This is a genomic window from Porphyromonas pasteri, assembly GCF_014647755.1.
Lineage (GTDB): Bacteria > Bacteroidota > Bacteroidia > Bacteroidales > Porphyromonadaceae > Porphyromonas > Porphyromonas pasteri.
Genome location: NZ_BMPU01000001.1, coordinates 607,772 through 630,774, shown reverse-complemented (window position 1 = coordinate 630,774; position 23,003 = coordinate 607,772). Strand labels below are relative to the sequence as shown.

Here is a 23,003-nt window from a genome sequence, read left to right as displayed (position 1 = left end):
GAAGACCACCACATAATCATCCTATCACTTCTTAGTTGGATTCAGAGGCTTTCTTATACTCCTCAGATGTACCAGTACTGGTTGATTTTACTCTCCTGCAAAGGTTTATTCTATAAGGGGTTTGGAGAGGGGGATGTAGTGACAGATAGGGATAGGGTGTCTGGCAAGACAAAGGTCTTCCTCCTCATGAGACTGTGGCCGAGAGTCCTGTCCTCTATTTAGAGTGCTAAGGCATCGCACGCCCAGCTCTCCGATGTGCCTCTCCGAAGAGATACACAAGCCCTTTGCCTTATCGCAAGTATTCCTCTTATCCAGCGGAGGGAAAAGTGTCCTTCTCGTGAAGAAAAAAGCGCCTTCACGTAGTGGTTTTCCTCTGTCTATGTACGTAGTCTTAAAGACCAGGCACGTAAATCCAAATATCCACGTACGTAGATATTAGAGCCACGTACGTAGCCCAAACTTATCTACCACTCGTCCATAACTTTTCTCCCTACGCGGAGCAACAATCTAATATAGGTCACGTCACAAAGCTATATAGGAATTGATTCAAATCTGTATAGCTTTCTTCGCCATCCTATATAGCTCTACCCACACACCCATATACCTATATATACGGAGCCATCACGCAAGCCCACTTCTTCATTGCTCGTACCTTCTTGCCTCGAAAATCGGAGTCTTTAGGCAGAGAAGTTCGAAGGAGGAGAGTGCAAGCTGTGAAGAGATGGTCTTGCGCAATGGTCTCTTATCGGCTGGTGAAAATGGGAATTATTTGGAGGCTTGGAAAACTTATACTATCTTTGCAACGCAAATCAGCAAGCACGGTGTGGTAGTTCAGCTGGTTAGAATACCTGCCTGTCACGCAGGGGGTCGCGGGTTCGAGTCCCGTCCATACCGCCAGAGAAGAGAGCATAGCGAAAGCTGTGCTCTCTTTTTGTATAGATGCCTATCACATCTTGATAACCTTAGATACCATCTACTCCAAGTATATAGTAGCCTCCTATTCACACTAAGGGATGTGTGGGATGGTGGCGTTTGATGGGATAACAAGCTAACACTAAGGCGGTAGACTTTGTAAGATATTTTTGTAAGTCATTGAGGTACAACGAGCCTGCAAAATACCTACCTTTGGTACGCTGTAGATAGATCAGCGTACGACTACTATAACAATACTTAAGCTAACGTTCGCCAATGAACACCAATGACTTTTCCATCCGCCACATAGGCGTGGGGCAGCACGATGCCGATGAGATGCTTCGTACCATCGGGGTGAAGACCTTAGATGAGCTCATCAACCAGACTCTACCCTCCAACATCCGATTGGACAAGCCTCTGGATCTCCCCGAGCCTATGACTGAGCGGGAGTTTGCTGAGCATATATCAGATCTTGCATCTAAGAACGAAGTCTATACCTCCTACATCGGCCAAGGCTGGTACGATACCGTACTCCCTCCCGTCATCCAGCGTAATGTACTGGAGAACCCCGTCTGGTACACATCCTATACTCCCTATCAAGCAGAGATCTCTCAGGGTCGCCTTGAAGCGCTCTTCAACTTCCAGTCGGTCATCACGGACCTGACGGCACTCCCCTTGAGTAACTGCTCCCTCCTTGACGAAGCAACGGCTGGGGCTGAAACCGCCTTCTTGCTCTTCAATGAGCGCTCTAAGGCTAAGGTGAAGCTCGGTGCACGCAAGATCTTCGTCGACAAGGACGTCTTTGCTTCCACTCGTGACGTCATCCTCACGCGCTGTATCCCACAGGGGATCGAGGTTGTCCTCGGCAAGTGGAACGAGTTCGACTTCGGTGACGAGTTCTTCGGAGCAATCGTACAGTACCCAGGCTCACTCGGTGGTGTCAATGACTACTCTGAGTTCGTAACTAAGGCTCACGATGCCGATATCAAGGTTGGGGTCGCTGCTGATCTCCTCGGTCTTGTCCTGCTGACGCCTCCAGGAGAATGGGGTGCTGACGTCGTCTTCGGCTCAGCTCAGCGCTTCGGTGTGCCCATGTACTTCGGTGGTCCCTCTGCTGGATACATCGCTTGTCGCATGGAGTACAAGCGTACGCTCCCAGGTCGTATCATCGGTCTGAGTAAGGACCGCCTGGGCAAGGAGTCCTATCGCCTCGCACTGCAGACTCGCGAGCAGCATATCAAGCGCGAGCGTGCTACGAGTAATATCTGTACCGCTCAGGCTCTGCTGGCTTCGATGAGTGGCTTCTATGCCGTCTACCATGGTCCCGAAGGCCTGAAGAATATTGCACGCCGTGTCCATTCTTACACGGGCTTCCTCGCAAAGAAGCTTCAGGATCTCGGCTATCGCCTCCTGCATGAGAACTTCTTCGATACACTCTGCGTCATCCTCCCCGAGGAAGCTGGCTTCGCTGCTAAGCTCCGTGAGATCGCAGAGGAGTGTCGTGTGAACCTCTTCTATGCTCCCTGCGGTACGGTCGCTCTGCTGAGCATTGACGAAACGACACTGCCCGAAGACCTCAGCGTCCTCTGCTACATCTTCGCTTCTGCCCTCGGCAAGGAGAGCAACTTCAATGACGAAGTCGGCGAACACACGATCCACATTGATCGCAAGTTCGTACGTACCTCGCCCTTCCTCTCCTACGAAGTCTTCAACAAGTACCATACGGAGACCGAGATGATGCGCTATATCAAGCGTCTCGAGCGTAAGGATATCTCCCTGACGCACTCGATGATCTCTCTCGGCTCATGTACGATGAAGCTCAATGCTGCCACGGAAGTCATTCCTCTCAGCAACCCAGCCTTCTGCAACATCCATCCCTATGCTCCTGCTGAGCAGGTACAGGGCTCCCTCGAGCTGCTGGAGAACCTCAAGGGGCTCTTAGCTACGATCACGGGGCTGCCCGTTGTATCGCTCCAGCCGAACTCGGGTGCTGCTGGTGAATATGCAGGTCTGCGTACGATCCGCTCTTACCACGAAGCTCATGGAGGTGGTCACCGCAGTAAGATCCTTCTGCCCGCTTCTGCTCACGGTACGAACCCTGCTTCGGCTTCGCAGTGTGGCTACCAGTGTGTCATCGTAGCGTGCGATGCGCATGGTAATGTCGACTGGGAAGACTTCATGAAGAAGACCGAGGAGCATAAGGATGACCTCGCTGCGATGATGATCACCTACCCCAGTACGCACGGGATCTTCGAGACGAATATCATTGACCTCTGTAAGCGCATCCATGATTGCGGAGCCCTCGTCTACATGGATGGTGCGAATATGAACGCTCAGGTAGGTCTTACCAACCCAGGCTTCATCGGTGCAGACGTCTGCCACCTCAACCTGCATAAGACCTTCGCTATCCCTCACGGTGGTGGTGGCCCTGGTAGTGGTCCTATCTGTATGACTGAGGCTCTCGCTCCTTACCAGCCTACGCATGGCTATGGCGTCGACTACGAGCCCATCGAAGGGAACGTCGTCTCGGCATCTCCTCTTGGTAGCGCTGGTATCGATGTCGTCTCCTACGCTTACATCCGCCTGCTGGGTACGAAGGGGCTTGAGCGTGCAACTCGCACGGCAATCCTCAACGCCAACTACATGGCTGTCCGCCTCAAGGATACCTATGGCATCGTCTACACGGGTGCAACGGGTCGCGTCGGTCATGAGCTGATCCTCGACTGCCGCAAGCTCAAGGAAACCTACGGCGTCGATGAGAGCGATATCGCTAAGCGCCTCATGGACTTCGGCTACCATGCTCCTACGCTTTCCTTCCCTGTACATGGCACGCTTATGATCGAGCCCACCGAAAGTGAAAGTAAGGCTGAGCTGGATCGCTTCCTCGAAGTGATGCAGTGCATCTGGGGCGAAATGCAGGAGATCAAGGAAGGCTGTGCTGATGCCGAAGACAACGTGCTGAAGAATGCTCCTCACCCTGAGTATGAAGTGGTCTCCGACTCTTGGTCACACAGCTACCCCCGTGAGAAGGCTGCCTATCCGCTGCCTTACCTGCGTGAGAATAAGTTCTGGATCAATGTCGCTCGCGTAGACAATGGCTTCGGCGACCGCAATCTGATCCCCGCCTTCTGTGCTTGTATCGCTCCCACTTCGGAAGAATAAGCACTAAGCTCATAAGTAAGTAATGCCCCTCCCTTCATACCTATCAAGATGAAGGGAGGGGCTTCTTTTTGCACAGAACTTAAGGTGTAAGCTTGCGAATTAGACATTGGTCGACTACTATCTCTCATGCTTGCTACTTTTATATGGAGGGAGAGGTCGCTGCCTCTATCCTTGGTAGTATTTCCCCTTCTCAAAATATTTTAGATATTCAGCCTCTATGTTAGCACCTATAGATGTGGTATAGAGTGGAGGAGAGAGCGAAGGGATAAGAGTAGCCTTCTTACTGTGCTATATGCTATGATTCAGTAGATTGTATCCCTCTTTTTGATGACTCTTTAGGCCCTTTGAAGAGCTTCTTCGGAGCGTCCCCAAAGAACTCTTTGGGAAAGCTTTGATATATAGATACAATTCTTATCTTTGCCTTGTAGAGATAAGAATACACTCAGTAAGTACAATAGCACGAAGCACAAGAGTACATCACTCAACTATATCCATCCAAACAATAACACGTAAGAAACTATGAACGACTCCGCTATCTTCACTCTGATTGAAGAGGAACGTCAACGACAACTCAAGGGTATTGAGCTCATTGCCTCTGAGAACTTTGTCAGTGAAGAAGTCATGAAGGCTATGGGTAGCTGCATGACCAACAAGTATGCAGAAGGCTATCCTGGTAAGCGCTACTATGGTGGTTGCGAAGTAGTAGACAAGTCTGAGCAGCTCGCTATCGATCGCATCAAGCAGCTCTTCGGTGCTGAATGGGCAAACGTACAGCCTCACTCAGGTGCTCAGGCAAATATGGCCGTTCTCCTCGCCTGTCTCAACCCTGGCGATACCTTTATGGGGCTGAACCTTGCCCATGGTGGTCACCTCTCCCACGGCTCTGCTGTCAATAGCTCAGGCCTTCTCTACCATGCTATCGACTACAATGTCAGCGAAGAAACGGGTCGCGTAGACTACGATCAGATGGAGCAGCGTGCTCTCGAGCACAAGCCTAAGCTCATCATCGCAGGGGGCTCAGCTTACTCTCGCGAATGGGACTACAAGCGTATCCGTGAGATTGCAGATAAGATCGGGGCTATCTTCCTCGTCGATATGGCTCATCCAGCTGGGCTGATCGCTGCAGGTCTCCTCGACAACCCTGTCAAGTTCGCTCATATCGTCACCTCAACGACGCACAAGACGCTGCGCGGTCCTCGTGGTGGTATCATCCTTATGGGTAAGGACTTCGATAATCCTTGGGGCAAGACTACGCCTAAGGGTGAGATCAAGAAGATGTCCGCACTCCTCGACTCTGCAGTCTTCCCAGGTGTACAGGGCGGTCCTCTGGAGCACGTCATCGCAGCTAAGGCAGTAGCCTTCTACGAAGCTCTCCAGCCCTCATTCAAGGAATACGGTCGTCAGGTCAAGAAAAACGCTCAGGCTATGGCTGAAGCCTTCGTACGCCGTGGCTACGGTGTCGTATCTGGCGGCACGGACAACCACTGCATGCTCATTGACCTGCGTGGTAAGTTCCCCGAACTCACCGGTAAGGTGGCTGAAAAGGCTCTTGTAGCAGCTGACATCACGGTGAACAAGAATATGGTTCCCTTCGATAGCCGCTCGGCTTTCCAGACCTCTGGTATCCGTGTCGGTACACCTGCTATCACTACTCGTGGTGTCAAGGAAGATAAGATGGAGTACATTGTCTCCCTTATCGACCGCGTCCTCTCTGCGCCCGAAGATGAAGCTGTCATCGCTGCAGTCCGCAAGGAAGTCAACGAAATGATGGCTAACTATCCTATCTTCGCTTGGTAGATCTTACCGATCAGGTTGGGCCAGTCGGCGTGAACCTGAGTTAACAAGTGACCCGAGGCTATTGCCCAGAGTAGTGTATGCTACCCCTGCGCAAGCCTCGGGCTACTCGTTTTTCCATATATTTGTATTACAGCGTTCGACGAGCCTCCTCTTGAGGCCTCATCGGCGCCGATCATATCATTCAAATAGACTCAATGAAGAAGTTATTTACAAGCATGGCCTGTGCGCTGGCTCTCTGTGTAGGAGGGACTACTGCGTGGGCTGCCAGCGCTCCCTCTCGAGTGTCTATCCCCGTGCCTTCGTATGACAAGGGGATCAACATTATCCCTCGTCCTAAGCAACTTCAGGAACTCAAGCTCCCTGCTTTTCGCCTGACAGCGACTACGCCTGTCATTGCCTCTGGTGATTCAGCTGTGACGATCGCTCGCTTCTTCACCGAAAAGATTAACCGCTCTACAGGTTTCTCTCTGCGTGTCGTGCCTGGAGCTAAGGCCACTCAGCAGGCTATCTTCGTTCGCATTGATCCTAAGCTCGCCCTTGGCGATGAGGGCTATACGCTGAACTCTTCTTCTCGCGGTGTCGAGATCGTTGGACGTTCGGCGAAGGCTCTTTTCTGGGGCTTCCAGAGCTTGATGCAGCTACTCCCTGCGGAGGTCGAGTCTGCAGGCAAGGTCGGGACTCTTCCCACGGCTGCTTGGACGATCCCTGCCGTTCGTATTTCTGATGAGCCTGCCTTCGAGTATCGCGGTGTGATGGTCGATGTATGCCGCCACTTCCTCACGGTAGACGAGATGAAGAAGCACATCGATATCATCTCTATGTTCAAGATCAATAAGCTCCACTGGCACCTCACAGAAGACCAGGGCTGGCGTATTGAGATCAAGAAGTATCCCCGCCTTACTGAGGTCGGTGCTTGGCGTATCGAAGGTGATGGCAGTCGCTATGGAGGCTTCTATACGCAGGATCAGGTCCGCGAGATCGTCCGCTATGCTCAGGATCGCTTTGTGACGATCATCCCTGAGATTGAGATGCCAGGTCACGGTATGGGTGCTATCGCCTCTTACCCTGAGCTTACCTGCTTCCCCAACCGTCGTAAGTATATCGTACGTAATATTTGGGGTATCGAAGATGATGTCTATTGCGCTGGTAAGGAGTCGACCTTTGAGTTCATCCAAAATGTACTCGACGAAGTCGTACCCCTCTTCCCTGGTGAATACTTCCACATTGGTGGGGACGAGTGTCCTAAGGATCGCTGGAAGGAATGTCCCAACTGTCAGAAGCGCATCAAGGCTGAAGGTCTGAAGGATGAGCACGAGCTCCAGAGCTACGTCATCCGCCGTGCTGAGAAGATGCTCGCTAAGCATGGGAAGAAGCTTATCGGCTGGGATGAGATCCTCGAAGGTGGCCTTGCTCCTACAGCTACTGTCATGAGCTGGCGTGGTGAAGATGGTGGTATCCAGTCTGCCAATATGGGTCACGACGTGATCATGACCCCAGGTAGCGGTGGCCTCTATATTGACCACTATCAGGGTGACCCCAAGATCGAGCCCGTAGCTATCTGCTGCTATGCTCCTCTTGAGAAGGTCTACAACTATAATCCTATCCCCGAAGCTATCGCTCCCGATAAGCGTCACCACATCAAGGGTGCACAGACCAACCTCTGGGCTGAGTATCTCTATACTCCAGAGATCATGCAGTACCGTGCCTTCCCACGTGAGATCGCTCTTGCAGAAGCCGTATGGACACCCATTTCCGGTCGTGACTTCAAGGACTTCAGCCGTCGCCTCGACAATGCGTATGTGCGCCTCGATATGCACGGTGCGAACTATCATATCCCACAGCCTGGGCAGCCTCTGCCTAACGTAAATCCTAAGGATAGTTACGAAAAGACGGTTGCTTCGCTCAACTTCATAGCCTTCACTGATAGCGCTGAGCTGTCTCTCAAGACGACTCGTCCTATCCGTATCGTCTATACGCGTGATGGTAGCACGCCCACGCTGTCCTCGGAGAGCTATACTATGCCTATTAAGGTCACTAAGAGCGAAGTCATCCGTGTAGCTTCTATCCTCCCCTCAGGTAAGACAAGCCCCGTACGTGAGATTACCTTTGAGAAGCAGACTCTTGCTCCTGCAGCTACCGTTGCTAACCTCAAGCCAGGTCTGGCTACGAAGACCTCTATTGGAGACTACTACCAGGCTACTGATCTTATCGGTGTGACGAACTGGACTAAGGGTCTCGCTAAGCGTCCTCAAGACCTTCGTCCTGACGTCGTTAAGAATCACATGGCAGAGATCAAGCCTAAGGCTGTCATCGGTGATGGCTATGTGAAGATTCCCAAGGATGGTGTCTATGTCTTCTCTACGGACCTTGATCAGATGTATATCGACGGCAAGCTCCTCATCGACAATAGCGGTGAAGTAGCTAAGTCGAGCCGCCGAGACAAGAGCGTAGCTCTGAAGGCTGGCTGGCACAAGATCCGCCTGATCTTCATCGGAGCAGTTCGTGGAGGCTTCCCCACCTATTGGGATGGTGCTGCTGTTGCCTATCGCAATATCAAGGACAACAAGTTCACCAACATCACCGAAGATATGCTGGCACATTAAGCCGCTTCGCGCACCTCTTCAAATCCTTTCGACTGAGCCCTCGCCTCTCTCCTTCCGCTGGAGAAGGGCGGGGGCTCAGCCTTTTCTCTCCCTCTGACCTTATCATCTATGCCATCCAGTCTTACTCCGACCGAGCGGACCTACACCATTGCACTCTCCCTCACCAAGTACGTCGGTCCTCGCTCTGCCATTGAACTCATCGAAGCCCTTGGCTCTGCTACGGCGCTCTTCACTGATGTGGAGCTCCGAGCTCGCATCCTTCCCCGCCTCCCTCAGCGTATAGCGCAGCAGCTGGCTTCGCCTACTTTGGTTGAAGAGGCTCTGCGTATCGAGGAGCGCTGTGAGAAGGAAGGCATTCGCCCCATCTTCTTTCTTAGTGAGGATTATCCTGCTGCCCTTCGTGAGATTGCCGTTCCACCCATGGTCTTGTATGTGCGCGGGGAGTATGCAACTTGGGAGGAGCGCAAGCATGTGAGTGTCGTCGGTACGCGAAGTATCTCCGACTATGGCCGTGTACTTACCCAGCAGGTGGTGAGAGAGCTGTCGGCTACTTGCCCTGCATCTACGATTGTCAGTGGGCTGGCCTACGGAGTCGATATACAGGCTCATGAGGCTGCGCTAAATCTGAGTCTTCCAACGGTGGCTGTGCTCGCCCATGGGTTGGATACGCTCTATCCGAGTGCGCACTGGCGGATCGCCGAGCAGATCTTGCGGGATGGAGGCGCTTGGGTAAGCGAATATCCGCCAGGGGTAAAGCCCTATCGTCAGGCTTTCGTTGCGCGTAACCGTATCATCGCAGGGCTAAGTGCCGCAACTATCGTCATCGAGGCGGGCGAGCATAGCGGGTCACTCTCGACGGCAAGCTATGCTCTGGAATCGGGACGCGAAGTCTTCGCCTGCCCAGGTCGCCTGACGGACCCTGAGAGTATCGGCTGTCATAAGCTCATCGAGGAGCAGCGTGCCCATCTCTATCTTGGAGCGTCCTCGATGATAAAAGAGCTGGGGTGGGGGGCTTTGGATGAAGGAGCAGAAGCACATCCCTTCTCTACCTCCCTTGTAGAAAAGCCAGCTCTCCCTTCTCCCGCGAGGGAGTACCCACCTCATCCTTTGCTCGCTATCTTGATAGAGCAGGGTGTGCTTTCTGTCGATGAGCTATCCCGCCTATCGGGTATGGACTTGATGACCGTCCGAAGTGAGCTCTTTGATCTCGAGCTGGATGGTTGGATACAAGCCCGAGCGGGAGGTTGCTACAGCTTGTGCTGAAGGCGATGAAATAAGAAGAAGCCCTTAGGACTCTGATCAGTCCTAAGGGCTTCGCTTATTTGATACGTTCGGGGCTATTTACCGAAGCTCCATTTGAGGGCGAGTGTCGGTGCTACGAGCCACTGAGGGGCATCGACATTCTTTGATATACGCACTTCGCTACCTATGCTGAGGTTGAAGTCTGGTGCGACACCTGGGATCTTGTTGAGGTTGCACCACACCTGTGGCTGCGACATGAACTTGAAGTCCGAGTCCCAACCTATTCGGGGATCTTTCTGGTGCCACCAGCTGAAGAAGCCCGTGGCGGTGATGAGACCATTCCCAGGAGCAAACTTCCATACTCCGCAGAGCTCATAGTTGTGTGGCTGGGCAATCCCACGTATATACTTGTAGAGTGGGGTGAGGCTGAGCATCGTGCGACGCTCGGGGCTGAGATAGGTGTAGGTCACCCCCGTCATGAAAGCATCATTGAGCGAGATCGCACGTGAGCCCACAGGTTCGGGAGCATTGGCATTGATGAAGCGCAGGCCGCCGTCATAGCGCACGTGCCAAGAGAGTGGACCCTGCCAAAAGCGTAGGTTGCGCATGAACTTCCAGTTGGCACTCACTGCTCCCTGCTGGAGGAAGGACATATCGACGAAGTAGAACGTATCGCCGAAGCGGTCAAGGCTCTGCTGCTCTACGGTCATCGTCATGCGCGGACGGTCAGCCTGTACCTTGGGGTAGAGGTAGCGACCGAGGTCATAGTGCAGCTGGATATTCTGCCCCATGGCGGGTACAGCGAGGAGGGAAAGACTCGTGAGGACGAGAGCCCGAAGGCCGAGGCGAAGGCTTTGTTTCATCTACGGATTAAGTGTGTTAAGCTAAGGGTGGTAGCCATCTCGTGCATTCGTCTGCAAAGGTACAAGAACTGAATGGATTAGAAGAAGGTGGGTGATAATTCATCCAGGGATATATCCCCTTATAAGAAGAGTTTTAGGCATTCTTTTATTGATGATGGCCGTGAATCTATATTGGTCACTGGCTCAACCAACATGAGACTGTTGCCTCAGAGTCCTTCCCCCTACTAATTGTGCTAAGGCATCGTGCGCTCAGCTCCCCGATAATGCCCCTCCGAAGAGATAAACAAGCCCTTCGCCTTATCGTAAGTATTCCTCTTATCCAGCGGAGGGAAAAGCGTCGTTCTCGCGAAGAAAAAAGCGCCTTCACGTAGTGGTTTTCCTCTGTCTATGCACGTAGTCTTAAAGACCAGGTACGTAAATCCAAATATCCACGTACGTAGATATTAGAGCCACGTACGTAGCCCAAACTTATCTGCCACTCGTCCACAACTTTTATCCCTACGCAGAGCAACGACCTAATAGTAGGTTGACTCGCTGACCAATATAGGTTGCTTTACTGATCAGTATAGTCTTATTCTTATACTACTATGGGTAGCCCTTCTTTCGTCGGTGAGAGAGCTGATCCTATCTGGTCGAGTGTGGCTTAGCCCTCGGAGGTGGTGTCGTCTGTGGTAGGGCGAATGAAGCGACGGACTGCGCTTGAAGTAGAAGCGGTGTCTATGGGCAAGGTGAAGTTGCCTCGCAGATCTCGCATCGTGCGCTGTAGGCCCGCAAGCCCAGCTCGCTTGACAGCTGTACCTGCAAAGAGGGCCAAGTACTCTTCTTCGCTCATAGCTTCGAGTTCCTTGGGGGAGAGGGAGAGCAGGGCTTCGCGTGGAGTGTAGTCGGCGATGGTCGTGGGGCGAGCATAGCGGTTCCATGGGCAGCACTGTTGGCAGGCATCACATCCGTAGACCCGACGTCCCATGCGTTCGCGGAGCTCGGGGGGGATCTCACCCTTCTGCTCGATGGTGAGGTAGCTGATGCATCGGCGTGCATCGATACGCCCAGGTTCGAGGAAAGCCTCTGTCGGGCAGGAGGTCTGGCAGCGCTCACAGCGTCCGCAGAGGTTGCGCATCGGACTATCCGTCGGTAGCTCTATGTCGATGAGGAGCTCACCCAAGACGAAGTAGCTCCCTGCACGTGGGATGATGAGTAGGCTGTTCTTTCCGCGCCAGCCAAGCCCTGCCTGCTCGGCCCAATAGCGCTCCATGATCGGTGCGGAGTCAGAGAAGGCGCGCCCCGTGACGGGGAGCTGTAGCTCTGAGCGCATGTAGGCTAAGAGCTGGTCAAGCCTTTTCTTGACGACCTTATGGTAGTCTCGCCCGTAGGCATAGTAGGCGAACTGTGGGGCTTCGGGGGCTTGCTTTGTCTCAGGATAGTAGTTCATCGCTACCATGATGAGCGTCTTTGTCCCAGGGAGAAGCACGCGCGGGTCACTTCTTAGCTCACGATTGCGGGCTAAGTAATCCATATCGCCATGGTAGCCCGTCTCGATCCATGAGTCGTATTCCTGCAGAATAGCTTCGGGGACAGCGCCAGCTTGAGCGATGCCACAAGCAGAGAAGCCGAAGCGAAGAGCCTCGGCTTTAATCTGTGTGACGATGTCGTGTAGGGAGATGGACTCCACTTGTATGGGGAGGAGCTGCTGTCGTCTTGGGGAGCAGCTAAGGCTTAGTTGTTGTGGAAGACCCACGCTGAGCGGTGGGCGGGATGCTCCTTCACCAGCTCGTTGAGGTAAGCGTAGGCCTCAGCAGAGGAGTCGAAGGAGGTAAGAGCAAGACGAATCGTGCGACCACGGGGGGAGCGAAGTGCTGTGAGCGAGGCTTCGGGGAGGGTAGTGCGAGCCTGCTCTACGTAGGTCTGGATGCGCTCCTCGGAACGCTCGGTAGCGATGATGATATAGTAGCGGCCATCTTGCTGGGTAGACCAGCGGAGGTTGCCTTGTTCGTCCTTGGCTGTGGCTTCGGAAGAAGTGTCTGCTACCTTCTTCTCTTCACCGAAGAGCTGGCGTGCCACTTCGACAGAAGGGGTGAAGCCTGCTTGATAGTGCTGCTCCGTTTCGACCTTGTTCCCCCAGGGGAGGAGTGCAAGGATCGCGATGACGACGGCAGCTGCATAGCCCAGCGCACGCTTGGGGAGTCGCAGGGAGATATAGCGGCTGTCCTGCTCGCTTGAGAGTGCTTGTCTGCCGCTGGTAGCCTGAGGTAGTGCGGGAAGAGACAGGGGCGCATAGCCGTAAGCGCTGGCACTTGTAGCGAGGGCGGCGCTATCTGGCGTGAAGCTGAGGTGTCCTTCGCGGGAGAGCTGAAGCTCCCCGATGCCTGAGAGATGATACGTGCCCTGCTGGATAAGCTGGTGACGCAGCTGGCTTACTTCCTCCTCGAGTACGAGGCGAGCACGACGAAGCGATAGCCCCAGGAGAAGGGCATAGCGCTCCTCGAGAAGCCCATCGCTGTGGGTCATCTCGGCATTGAAGTGGAGCTCGGCAGAGGGAGGGTAGGCCAGATGCTTGCTACGGTCATAGCTGGCGGGGAGCTTCTCTCTGATGAATCCACCCAACTGGGGTACGACGACGTACTCGTGGCGTAGTAGGAGATAGGATATCTGCTCGGCGAGGCGACTATTCATACTCTTAGTGCATTATAGATACTGTCACAAAGATAACGATAATAGCCATAAGTGCTCATAATTACGTACATTTGTGGGCAATTCAAGTAATGTATTATTAGCTCAATTACTCTATGACGATTGATCAGTTCAACTTCGCTGGTAAGAAGGCTTTCGTCCGTGTGGACTTCAACGTGCCCCTCGACGCAGACTTCAACATCACCGACGACACGCGTATCCGCGCTGCTCTCCCTACCCTCAAGAAGATCCTTGCTGACGGTGGCTCGGTCATCATCGGCTCTCACCTTGGCCGTCCTAAGAAGGTCGAGGATAAGTTCTCCCTTCGCCACATCCTCCCTCACGTCTCTAAGTGCCTTGGCGTCGATGTCAAGTTCGCTCCCGACTGCGTAGGCGAAGAAGCTCGTAAGCTCGCTGCTAACCTCAAGCCCGGCGAAGCTCTCCTTCTCGAGAACCTCCGCTTCTACGCTGAAGAAGAAGGCAAGCCCCGCGGCTTGGCCGAAGATGCTTCTGACGAAGAGAAGGCTGCTGCTAAGAAGGCGATCAAGGAAAGCCAGAAGGAATTCACCAAGAAGCTCGCTGCTCTTGCTGATGTCTATGTCAACGACGCCTTCGGTACGGCCCACCGCGCTCACGCTTCTACGGCGCTCATCGCTGCTTACTTTGATGCTGACCACAAGCTCTTCGGTTACCTCATGGGTAAGGAAGTAGATGCTGTGAACAAGGTCATGCAGGATATCCAGCGTCCCTTCACCGCTATCATGGGTGGCTCGAAGGTCTCTTCTAAGATCGACATCATCGAGAACCTCCTCGGCAAGGTAGACAACCTCATCCTCACGGGTGCTATGACCTACACCTTCGCTAAGGCTGCTGGTGGCAACATCGGTGCTTCCCTCTGCGAAGATGATAAGCTGGATCTGGCTCGCGAGATCGTCGCTAAGGCTAAGGCTAACGGTGTGAACCTCGTCCTCTCTACGGACTCGAAGATCGCTGATGCTTTCAGCAACGATGCTAAGACGGCCTTCGCTCAGAACGACAATATCCCCGCTGGCTGGATCGGTATGGACATCGGCCCCGACAGCATCAAGGCTTATCGCGAAGTCATCCTTGGCTCGAAGACCATCCTTTGGAACGGTCCTACGGGTGTCTTCGAAATGGACAACTTCGCTGATGGCTCACGTGCTGTAGCTGCTGCTATCGCTGAAGCTACGGCTAATGGTGCCTTCTCGCTCGTCGGTGGTGGTGACAGTGTCGCTTGCGTAAACAAGTTCGGTTACGCTGACAAGGTCTCCTACGTTTCCACGGGTGGTGGTGCTCTCCTCGAAGCTATCGAGGGCAAGAAGCTCCCCGGTATCGCGGCTATCGAAGACTAAGCGAAGACGTAGCTTCGGCTACCTCTTTTCACAAGGCGCTCCCCGCATTCGGCTGTCTCAGCTGGATGCGGGGAGCGCTCGTTTTGCTTGTCCGAGCTCTCTGATCATAGCTGCCGGAGTGAGGGCGAAGGGGCTTCGTCGTAGAGCTGAAAGGGAGGTGAAAGATGAGCGTATATACAGCGATTTCCTTGAGTATATGCGGAAGGAAATTTCCGTATATGCAGAAATCTTTTTTCGCATATGCAGAAATTTATTTTCGTATATACGGAAATTTCTCTGCGCATATACGGAAGTTTTCCTCCATATAAAGGGCGCTCTTACCAGGGCTTAGCGCGCCCTGACAGGAGGAGCTGCCTATTTCCCTCCAGCGAGGGAAGGCAGTCGGTGTGGGGAGGGAGTGCGAAGATCGGGCGGTGGTACCTTTCGGCGAAGCGCACGGTGTGCATCGTACCGCTTTGGGCACCGCATTCGATGACGAGAAGCTCGGCGCTGAGGGCGGCTTGCAGGCGGTCACGAGCGACGAGGCGGTACGTGTTGACGGGCGTAGCCAGCGGATATTCGGAGAGCATAAGTCCACCCGAGGCGATGATCCGATCTTGGAGTGCTTGATGTGCCTCGGGGTGTGTGCGGTCAAGGCCCGTGGCGATGACGGCGATGGTACGCCCTGTCGCTTCGAGTGCCCCGTGGTGGGCTGCGGCGTCGCACCCATAGGCCAGGCCGCTTAGGATGACTCGCCCCTTCTCCGCCTCTTCGTAGGCTATGCGATGGGCAGCGGCGAGACCTTCGGGACTTGGCTGGCGTGTGCCGACTATACCGAGGATGGAGGCGGGACTTTGAAGTAAACCAAGGTCACCCTTAGCATAGAGCAGCACGGGGCGCGCTCCACCCAAGGCGTGAAGTGCCTTCGGGTAGTCGCTGGCGAAGTAGGGGAGTAGCGTGATGCCCACTTGACGACAACGAGCGAGCTCCTCCTCGGCCAGAGGAAGGGCTCGCTCGATCATCTCGCGATAGCAATCGATGTCTTTCGGTAGATCTAAGGGAAGTTCGGCAGGCTTAGCTTCGTCCGAGAGGAAGAGTCGAAGGAGCTTGCGTGGCGGAAGGCCCGCTGCACGTAGCGCCAAGAGCTCCAAGAGCTGGGCTTCGCTGGTCGCTCCTTCCTCGTTGAGCATAGCTGGGCTATTCTTCGGCCTCACCTTCCTCCTCGTCTTCGGCGAGGGTGAAGATGGAGAAGTTGACCGAGCCATATTCACGATGCTCAGCGAAGTGGGGGAGCTCGGAGAAGTCATACGTGCCGGGATGCTCCACGACGACGACGCCGTCGCTCTTGAGGAGCCCCGAGCTAAGGATCATCTGCGGGAGGGTAGCGATCTCCTTCAGCTTGTAAGGTGGGTCGGCGAAGATGAAGTCGAACTGTGGCCTTCCGCCCTTCGAAGCCTGGAGGTAGCGGAAGACATCGGACTGCAAGACCTGCAGGCGCCCTTCCTCCTTCAGCTCGCGAGCGATGGAGCGAATGAAGAGCGCGTGCTCCCGTCTCTGCTCGAGTGCGATCACACGGCTACAGCCTCGGGAGATGAGCTCTGCCGATATGCTGCCCGTCCCGCTGAAGAGGTCAAGGGCTGTGGCGTCCTCAAAGTCGATGTAGTACTGAAGGACGTTGAAGAGGTTCTCCTTGGCGAAGTCTGTCGTGGGGCGAGCGTTGAAGCTCTTGGGTACGTCGAAGCGGCGGCGCTTGTACTTACCTCCGATGATGCGCATGTTCTCTTAAGCTTGTGGGGATGTGGCTGCCTCGCTCCCAGCGTGTGGGAGGCTACGGTAGCCTTGGATGGTGATCTGTGAGATGTAGGGGCGAAGTAGTTCGCTCGCCTCGAGGGTCGCTCCTTGGAGCTGTGCGAGTGCAGGGGCTTTCTCTTCCTCACTGAAGGCGATCGTGAGGCGGTCTGCATTCCCCTCGAGAGCGAAGTGGCGCCAGAAGGCAAAGGTGTAGAAGACCACTTCGCCTGCTACGATCTCCTCATTGTGCCCTGAGATGATGGGAGCACTATTATACGCCTCGACTTCTCCGCCTGCGATGATGAAGAGATCCATTGCGCTGGGGCGAAGAAGGAGAAGGAGTTCACGTCCTTGGGTAGCTCTGCTCTTCGACCGCTCTTCCTCTACTATGGGAGCGAAGTGTGGCTCGGGCTTGACAAGCAGGAGCGTGCGGCGAAGGAACTGATAGGCTTCGCGCTGCCAGCTGAGTACGAAGGTCTTCGTGTCGTCAGGGAGCGTGTAGCGTAGGGCGCTCAAGGCCTCACCTTGTCGTGACCCTGCAGCGTCCTCGGAGTGGGGGAGCCAAAGCTCATCTCTTCCCTCTTGCAGAAGGGACGTGGGGACAAGTACAGCCTGCTCAGGCTCGTAGAAGAATTGGACGGAGCGGTAGGGATAGCCGAGGAACTCATACGTGAAGTACAGCTCCTGCAGTACCTCGTAGACGGAGTGAGCCGAAGCCGAAGCCTCGAGCCTCCCGCTATGGATGCAGCGGGGAGTAGCGGCACCTTCCGTCCCTTCGGAGGTGATACAAAAAGCAAGTCCACCCGAAGTGGTTCGGATGGACAAGCTGTAGTGAGCAGCCTCAGCTGCTGTGATCTGTGGGATCGGAGTCATTACTCCCAGTTACCGTTCGTCTTAGCTTCGGTCAGAGAGCCGACACGAAGACCGGGGAAGGCGTTCGTCTTAGCCTTAGCAGCTTCGACCTTCTCACGTACACGACGCTCGTTCTTCAGAGGATTCAGGTAGCTTTCGTAAGAAGCTGATGCCTGGAAGACGGGCATCTGGATCTTCAGTTCGCCCACTTCCTGCTCGATAGAGCTGGCTACGACCTGGATAGAAGAGTCGGGGTTGTTGGGGATGATGAAGAGCTTAGCCAGATCCGTGCCGTCGTTGAGCAGGGTATCCTTAGCTGCGACCCAGACGGTGTCACGACGGATGAGCCCGCGACGAGCTGCATCTTCTTCGGTGAGGCCCTGGTCACGCATGGCGCTGGTGTAGTCGCCCTCTGCACGGATGTAGAATACACGACCATTTTGTACGAAGTCGATCAGCTCTTCCTTGTTGGCGTACTTGTCGTAGACGCTCTTGTAGGCTTCTTCAAGGCTTGCGATCTTCTTGAGCTGCTTCTGGAGCTCTACCTCAATCTTAGCCTGCTTCTTGTCGAAGTTTACTGGTGCCAGCACGCTCTGGATCGTGATGTAGGCAAGTGCCACTACGGCCAAGGCTACTAATGCGAGGATAACTTTCTTCATTGTTGGATCTATGTAGTAGTTTGAGTTAGACGAGTCTCATTGCGTGGAGCTACTAAGGCCATTCCTATGCCTATAATTCGTAACTTCACACGGACAAAGATAGAAATTATTATTACATGCCGTATACAGCGCTCCTTAGCGCCCTCAGCTCTCTTCCGCTGGATGGCTATACCAGCGACCAGCGGGAAGCACTGGGTACCCTCTACGAATATATAGAAGAGTCCTCGCCCTATGCGCTCTTCCTCCTCACAGGATATGCCGGTACGGGGAAGACGTTCCTTCTGCGTACAATAGCAGATCTGGCTCAGCGAGCGGGTTTGCGCGTGGAGCTCATGGCTTCGACGGGCCGAGCAGCAAAGGTCTTGTCTGCCTCTACGGGGCGCCCAGCTTCGACGATTCACCGCACGATCTATCGAGCCTCTACTCAGATGCAGGAGGAGGGCGGTAGCTTTCAGCTGGGGCGAGTAAGCACAACTACTCCGACACTCTTCATCGTCGATGAGGCATCGATGATCTCAGGGGATACGGGTGAGATGACGCCCTTTGGCTCGGGCAATCTTCTTGATGACCTCCTGTCCTATGTCTGGTCTGCAGATGAGGCTAAGCTCATCTTTGTCGGTGATACGGCTCAGCTCCCACCTGTGGGTACTCCTCTCAGCGATGCGCTCAATGCCGAGGTCCTTACCTCACGCTACGGGCTCCATGTCTACGGGATGGAGCTGCGTGAAGTCGTGCGTCAGAAGCGTGGGGGGATCCTGCATAATGCTACCCTGCTCCGTGAGCTTCTGGACGAATATGCCGACGAAGACCCCGAGGAGATCCTGCCAATTCACCTGGAGACAGAGGGGTGGCGAGGAATCTTCCCCGTCGAAGGCGGTACATTCATTGAGACGCTGGATGAGGCTTACCGCAAGTATGGGGAGGAAGAATGCTTGGTCATCTGTCCATCAAATAAGCTCGCCCTGGAGTGCAACCATGCTATCCGTAGCTCCGTCCTCTTCTATGAGGAAGAGCCTGTGGTGCGAGGTGAACGCCTCATCGTCGCTCGCAACAACTACCACTACACCAAGCGCCCCGACCGATCTGACTTCATTGCCAACGGTGAGATCATCGAGGTGCAGCGTATCGGTCGCCACTACTACGAGTATGGCCTGCACTTCGCCGATGCTACCATTTACCTCCCTGATCGAGATGATTCACTTGACGTGCGCCTCCTGCTTACTTCGCTTGAAGATCCCACCCCTCAGCGCAGTCAGGCTGAGCGTCAGCGGCTCTTTGAGCTAATCGCAGCAGACTATGCTGATATTCCTTCGATCACGGATCGTCGCAAGGCTATACGCCGTGATCCCTTCTGGGGGGCGCTGGAGGTGAAGTATGGCTATGCCGTCACGGCGCATAAGGCACAGGGGGGGCAGTGGGCTTGCGTCTTTGTTGACCTAAGCTTCGTCGGCTACCTCCCCGAAGATCGCAATTTAGTTCGCTGGATTTATACGGCGATCACACGCGCTACGAAGCGGGTTTACCTTTTGGGATATCCCGCAGGTCTCGTAGACTAAATTCCCATTATTCTCTTGTTCTTAATCCCAAGATTGAGCTTGCCTGAGTATGGTACGCTTTCGGGAGCTGTATAAGGGTGAAAAAGAACCAGTACTGCTCAGCGGTCGGACCAGTACTGGTCGCAGCGGTGACCAGTACTACTTCATATATGAGACTGTTGCGGAAGAGTCCCGCCCTCTATTTATTGTGCTAAGGCATCGCACGCCCATCTCCCCGATATACCTCTCCGAAGAGATACACAAGCCCTTCGCCTTATCGCGAGTATTCCTCTTATCCAGCGGAGGGGAAAGTGCTGTTCTTGCGAAGAAAAAAGCGCCTTCACGTAGTGGTATTCTTCTATCTATGCACATAGTCTTAAAGACCAGGCACGTAAATCCAAATATCCACGCACGGAGATATTAGAGCCACGTACGTAGTCCAAACTTATCTGCCACTCGTCCACAACTTTTATCCCTACGCAGAGCAACAACCTAATATAGGTCACTTCACAAAGCTATATAGGGATCAGTCCAAAGCTATATAGCTTTCTTCGCCATCCTATATAGCTCTATCCGCGCACCCATATGCCTATATGAGGCTATTGTGCAAGCCGACCTCTTCATTATTCGTACCTTCTTCCCTCGAAAATCGGAGGCTTTAGATTGAGAAGTTCGAGGGAAAAAAGTGCAAGCTGTGAAGAGATGGCCTTGCGCAATGGTCTCATATATGTGACCAGTACTGGTTCACACTACCTCCCTTCTGAGGTTGCTTTGATATTCCTGTTATCTTGTTCATTTGTAGTTGTATATGTTATGTGTTCACTCGTGGGGTAAACTCCACTCGTCGTAACAGAAAAAGGTACGACTGCCTGCACTTCAGATGGGGTTATCTAAAGCGTCTCTTTGGCTTGCCTTCAAAGCCTGCAGAGATCCACTGGGGGTAGGCGCTTTTTTGCTATCTTTGGGCGCTTCGAAATTGGAACAATAGCACGCTTACACATCATTATTATTATATGGAAGAACAAACCCCTACTACAGAGGTGTCCCGCGCGAAGCGACGTAACCCCATTGCTTGGGTACCCAGCGTTTACTTCGGTATGGGGCTACCGTATGTCGCTCTCTCGCTTGTCTCCGTCCTCATGTTCACCGACCTCGGTATTGACAAGGAGGATGTGACTTTCTGGACCTCGCTCTTAGTCCTACCTTGGTCACTGAAGCCCCTCTTCTCCCTCGTCATGGAGCTCTTCGGGACGAAGCGCCAGTACATCTATATCACTGAAGCGATCTCAGCCCTGATGTTTGGCTTAGTTTGCTTCTCGCTTCCCCTGCCGAGCTTCTTCTCTATCTCTATTGCCTTGATGGGGGTGCTGGCTATCAGTGGCTCCATGCACGATATCGCTGGGGACGGGGTGTATATGCAAGAGTTGAGCCCAGCAGAGCAGGGACAGTTCGCTGGTTGGCAGGGAGCCTTCTATAACCTCGCTAAGATCTTGACTAATGGCGGGCTTGTCTACCTGGCTGGCTACCTCTCGAAGAGTATGGGGCTGGAGAAGGCTTGGATGGTCATCATGGGGATCTGTGCTGTGCTGATGCTCGCACTTGCGCTATATCATATGCGTAGCCTTCCCCGCGAAGCTGCCCGCGTACGCCGCTCAGCAGACGAGAGCTGGAAGGAGCTTGTGCAGGTCTTCATCTCATTCTTTGAGAAGAAGCATATCTATCTCTATCTGGTCTTCATCTTCCTCTATCGCTTGGGCGAAGGGCTTGCGATGAAGATCGCTCCGATCTTCCTCAAGGATGAGATCGCTAAGGGCGGGATAGCACTCTCCAATGAGAACTATGGTCTGATCTATGGTACGGCAGGTACGATTGCCTTCATCCTCGGCTCCATCCTCTCGGGCTACTATATCTCGCACTTTGGTCTGAAGAAGACGCTCTTCTCTCTGGTCTGTATCTTCAATATTCCCTTCGCTGTCTACCTGCTCTTGGCTATCTTCCAGCCTTCCAACCTCTGGTGGATCGGTACGGGTATCGTCTTCGAATACTTCAGCTATGGCTTCGGGTTCGTCGGGATCACGCTCTTCATGATGCAGCAGATCGCTCCAGGGAAGTATCAGATGGCTCACTATGCTTTTGCTAATAGCTTGATGAACCTGAGTGTTATGGTGCCTGGGATGCTCAGTGGTAAGCTCGCAACGGCCTTTGGCTACCAGACCTTCTTCGTCATCGTCCTCTTAGTCACGCTGCCAGCTATCATCATGGCGATCCGTCTGCCATTCGCTCACGCAGTAGAGGCTAAGAAGTCCGACTCAAAATAGATTCTCAACTACTCCAAAATTATATAGTACGTACAATGAGTGAACTTAAGATCGTAGGGCAAGCCCTACCCAACATGCCTTGGGAAGATCGTCCCGAAGGCTGTAAGGATGTCGTCTGGCGCTACAGTGCCAATCCCATCATCCCACGCGACCTGCTGCCTACCTCCAATAGCATCTTCAATAGCGCTGTTGTTCGCTTCGGCGAAGGCTATGCTGGGGTATTCCGCTGCGACGATACGAACCGCCGTATGCGTCTGCACGTCGGTTTCAGCGATGACGCGATCAACTGGAACATCAATCCTGAGCCTCTGACCTTCGAATGCGAAGACAAGGAGATCGGGGAGTGGGTCTACGGCTACGACCCTCGTGTCGTCTTCATCGAAGACCGCTACTATGTCACTTGGTGTAATGGCTACCACGGTCCTACGATCGGTGTCGCCTATACCTTCGACTTCAAGACCTTCCATCAGCTGGAGAATGCCTTCCTTCCCTTCAACCGTAATGGTGTCCTTTTCCCTCGTAAGCTGAATGGCAACTTCGCTATGCTTAGCCGCCCCAGCGACAATGGTCACACGCCTTTCGGGGATATCTTCTACAGCGAATCTCCCGACCTCGAGTACTGGGGCCGTCACCGCCACGTCATGTCTCCTGCTCCCTTCGAGGATAGCGCATGGCAGTGCACGAAGATCGGTGCAGGTCCTATCCCCATCGAGACGAGCGAAGGCTGGCTCCTGATCTACCACGGCGTACTGGCTTCGTGCAATGGCTTCGTCTATGCCTTTGGCTCTGCGCTGCTTGATCTCGATGAGCCTTGGAAGGTGAAGTTCCGCTCAGGCCCTTACCTCATCTCTCCTCGTGAGCAGTATGAGTGCATGGGTGATGTCCCCAACGTGACGTTCCCCTGTGCAGCTCTGCACGACGCTGAGACGGGGCGTATCGCCATCTACTACGGCTGTGCAGATACGGTCACGGGTCTTGCCTTCGGCTATATCGACGAGATCGTCGAGTTCACGAAGAAGCACTCGATCATCTAAGCTCTCCGAGCATAGACTCCCCCTATAAGAAGAGGCGCATAGATATATCACTCCTATGCGCCTCTTCGCCTTTATTTATCGTGCTCTCACGGGCTCTATATATCATATAATCTTATTATCTTTGCCACAGATATTTGGAGCCCACAGACCCTATACGGCCCTGCACCAAGAGGGTGAGTGGCTGATGGGCTTATCTGGACGACAGACCAGTGGAGA

General features: G+C 53.8%; 15 protein-coding genes and 1 tRNA gene. 9 read left to right on the top strand and 7 right to left on the bottom strand.

What is annotated here, in order from left to right; translation table 11 throughout:
- The first annotated feature begins 820 nt into the window (after window positions 1-820).
- The 5 genes from IEX77_RS02465 (at window position 821) to dprA (ending at window position 9,737) form a co-directional block, all read left to right on the top strand.
- Window positions 821-897: transfer RNA gene (locus tag IEX77_RS02465), tRNA-Asp, on the top strand.
- 291 nt (window positions 898-1,188) lie between these two features.
- Window positions 1,189-4,074, top strand: coding sequence for an aminomethyl-transferring glycine dehydrogenase (gcvP, locus tag IEX77_RS02460; protein WP_188807548.1), 2,886 nt, complete (start codon window positions 1,189-1,191; stop codon window positions 4,072-4,074).
- Window positions 4,075-4,593: 519 nt separating this feature from the next.
- Complete coding sequence (gene glyA, locus IEX77_RS02455) at window positions 4,594-5,871, top strand: serine hydroxymethyltransferase (protein WP_044114497.1); 1,278 nt, start codon at window positions 4,594-4,596, stop codon at window positions 5,869-5,871.
- A 194-nt stretch (window positions 5,872-6,065) separates the two neighbouring features.
- A complete protein-coding gene (locus tag IEX77_RS02450; RefSeq protein WP_188807547.1) occupies window positions 6,066-8,474 on the top strand; it encodes a family 20 glycosylhydrolase in 2,409 nt (802 codons plus the stop codon).
- Window positions 8,475-8,582: 108 nt separating this feature from the next.
- Entirely contained in the window at window positions 8,583-9,737 is a 1,155-nt protein-coding gene (dprA, locus tag IEX77_RS02445) for a DNA-processing protein DprA (protein ID WP_188807546.1), read from the top strand.
- 74 nt (window positions 9,738-9,811) lie between these two features.
- Here dprA and IEX77_RS02440 read toward each other — a convergent pair whose 3' ends face one another.
- The 3 genes from IEX77_RS02440 to IEX77_RS02430 form a co-directional block, all read right to left on the bottom strand.
- Complete coding sequence (locus IEX77_RS02440) at window positions 9,812-10,579, bottom strand: DUF5020 family protein (protein WP_188807545.1); 768 nt, start codon at window positions 10,577-10,579, stop codon at window positions 9,812-9,814.
- A 643-nt stretch (window positions 10,580-11,222) separates the two neighbouring features.
- The gene (gene queG / locus IEX77_RS02435) at window positions 11,223-12,248 is read right to left on the bottom strand and encodes a tRNA epoxyqueuosine(34) reductase QueG (RefSeq protein ID WP_188807544.1); all 1,026 of its coding nucleotides are present in this window, start codon (window positions 12,246-12,248) and stop codon (window positions 11,223-11,225) included.
- 44 nt (window positions 12,249-12,292) lie between these two features.
- Window positions 12,293-13,249, bottom strand: coding sequence for an HU domain-containing protein (locus IEX77_RS02430; RefSeq protein WP_188807543.1), 957 nt, complete (start codon window positions 13,247-13,249; stop codon window positions 12,293-12,295).
- Between the two features lie 113 nt (window positions 13,250-13,362).
- Between IEX77_RS02430 and IEX77_RS02425 the strand changes: the two genes are divergently transcribed.
- Entirely contained in the window at window positions 13,363-14,619 is a 1,257-nt protein-coding gene (locus tag IEX77_RS02425) for a phosphoglycerate kinase (RefSeq protein ID WP_188807542.1), read from the top strand.
- A gap of 317 nt (window positions 14,620-14,936) precedes the next feature.
- Here IEX77_RS02425 and IEX77_RS02420 read toward each other — a convergent pair whose 3' ends face one another.
- From IEX77_RS02420 to IEX77_RS02405, 4 genes are read right to left on the bottom strand one after another with little or no spacing between them, the layout of a single operon-like run.
- Window positions 14,937-15,788: a DNA-processing protein DprA gene (locus tag IEX77_RS02420; protein ID WP_188807541.1), complete on the bottom strand. Its 852-nt coding sequence runs from the start codon at window positions 15,786-15,788 to the stop codon at window positions 14,937-14,939.
- Between the two features lie 7 nt (window positions 15,789-15,795).
- The gene (gene rsmD / locus IEX77_RS02415; RefSeq protein ID WP_044114490.1) at window positions 15,796-16,374 is read right to left on the bottom strand and encodes a 16S rRNA (guanine(966)-N(2))-methyltransferase RsmD; all 579 of its coding nucleotides are present in this window, start codon (window positions 16,372-16,374) and stop codon (window positions 15,796-15,798) included.
- A 6-nt stretch (window positions 16,375-16,380) separates the two neighbouring features.
- Window positions 16,381-17,262, bottom strand: coding sequence for a DUF3822 family protein (locus IEX77_RS02410; protein WP_188807540.1), 882 nt, complete (start codon window positions 17,260-17,262; stop codon window positions 16,381-16,383).
- Window positions 17,262-17,900, bottom strand: coding sequence for a hypothetical protein (locus tag IEX77_RS02405; RefSeq protein WP_188807539.1), 639 nt, complete (start codon window positions 17,898-17,900; stop codon window positions 17,262-17,264). Before IEX77_RS02405 ends, IEX77_RS02410 begins: the two co-directional genes overlap by 1 nt.
- Window positions 17,901-18,016: 116 nt before the next feature.
- Here IEX77_RS02405 and IEX77_RS02400 point away from each other — a divergent pair, with 116 nt between their 5' ends.
- The 3 genes from IEX77_RS02400 to IEX77_RS02390 all read left to right on the top strand — a co-directional run bounded on the left by IEX77_RS02400 (window position 18,017) and on the right by IEX77_RS02390 (window position 22,787).
- The gene (locus IEX77_RS02400) at window positions 18,017-19,456 is read left to right on the top strand and encodes an ATP-dependent DNA helicase (RefSeq protein ID WP_188807538.1); all 1,440 of its coding nucleotides are present in this window, start codon (window positions 18,017-18,019) and stop codon (window positions 19,454-19,456) included.
- Between the two features lie 992 nt (window positions 19,457-20,448).
- Window positions 20,449-21,753 (top strand): MFS transporter, encoded by a 1,305-nt coding sequence (locus tag IEX77_RS02395; RefSeq protein ID WP_188807537.1) that lies wholly within the window; start codon window positions 20,449-20,451, stop codon window positions 21,751-21,753.
- A gap of 35 nt (window positions 21,754-21,788) precedes the next feature.
- Complete coding sequence (locus IEX77_RS02390; RefSeq protein ID WP_009433021.1) at window positions 21,789-22,787, top strand: glycoside hydrolase family 130 protein; 999 nt, start codon at window positions 21,789-21,791, stop codon at window positions 22,785-22,787.
- The last annotated feature ends 216 nt before the right edge of the window (window positions 22,788-23,003 follow it).

What these genes read in the sequence shown, in the direction of transcription:
- gcvP (WP_188807548.1), top strand. Translation starts at nt 1,189, where the DNA reads ATGAACACCAATGACTTTTCCATCCGCCACATAGGCGTGGGGCAGCAC.
- glyA (WP_044114497.1), top strand. Translation starts at nt 4,594, where the DNA reads ATGAACGACTCCGCTATCTTCACTCTGATTGAAGAGGAACGTCAACGA.
- IEX77_RS02450 (WP_188807547.1), top strand. Translation starts at nt 6,066, where the DNA reads ATGAAGAAGTTATTTACAAGCATGGCCTGTGCGCTGGCTCTCTGTGTA.
- dprA (WP_188807546.1), top strand. Translation starts at nt 8,583, where the DNA reads ATGCCATCCAGTCTTACTCCGACCGAGCGGACCTACACCATTGCACTC.
- IEX77_RS02440 (WP_188807545.1), bottom strand. Translation starts at nt 10,579, where the DNA reads ATGAAACAAAGCCTTCGCCTCGGCCTTCGGGCTCTCGTCCTCACGAGT.
- IEX77_RS02430 (WP_188807543.1), bottom strand. Translation starts at nt 13,249, where the DNA reads ATGAATAGTCGCCTCGCCGAGCAGATATCCTATCTCCTACTACGCCAC.
- IEX77_RS02425 (WP_188807542.1), top strand. Translation starts at nt 13,363, where the DNA reads ATGACGATTGATCAGTTCAACTTCGCTGGTAAGAAGGCTTTCGTCCGT.
- IEX77_RS02420 (WP_188807541.1), bottom strand. Translation starts at nt 15,788, where the DNA reads ATGCTCAACGAGGAAGGAGCGACCAGCGAAGCCCAGCTCTTGGAGCTC.
- rsmD (WP_044114490.1), bottom strand. Translation starts at nt 16,374, where the DNA reads ATGCGCATCATCGGAGGTAAGTACAAGCGCCGCCGCTTCGACGTACCC.
- IEX77_RS02410 (WP_188807540.1), bottom strand. Translation starts at nt 17,262, where the DNA reads ATGACTCCGATCCCACAGATCACAGCAGCTGAGGCTGCTCACTACAGC.
- IEX77_RS02405 (WP_188807539.1), bottom strand. Translation starts at nt 17,900, where the DNA reads ATGAAGAAAGTTATCCTCGCATTAGTAGCCTTGGCCGTAGTGGCACTT.
- IEX77_RS02400 (WP_188807538.1), top strand. Translation starts at nt 18,017, where the DNA reads ATGCCGTATACAGCGCTCCTTAGCGCCCTCAGCTCTCTTCCGCTGGAT.
- IEX77_RS02395 (WP_188807537.1), top strand. Translation starts at nt 20,449, where the DNA reads ATGGAAGAACAAACCCCTACTACAGAGGTGTCCCGCGCGAAGCGACGT.
- IEX77_RS02390 (WP_009433021.1), top strand. Translation starts at nt 21,789, where the DNA reads ATGAGTGAACTTAAGATCGTAGGGCAAGCCCTACCCAACATGCCTTGG.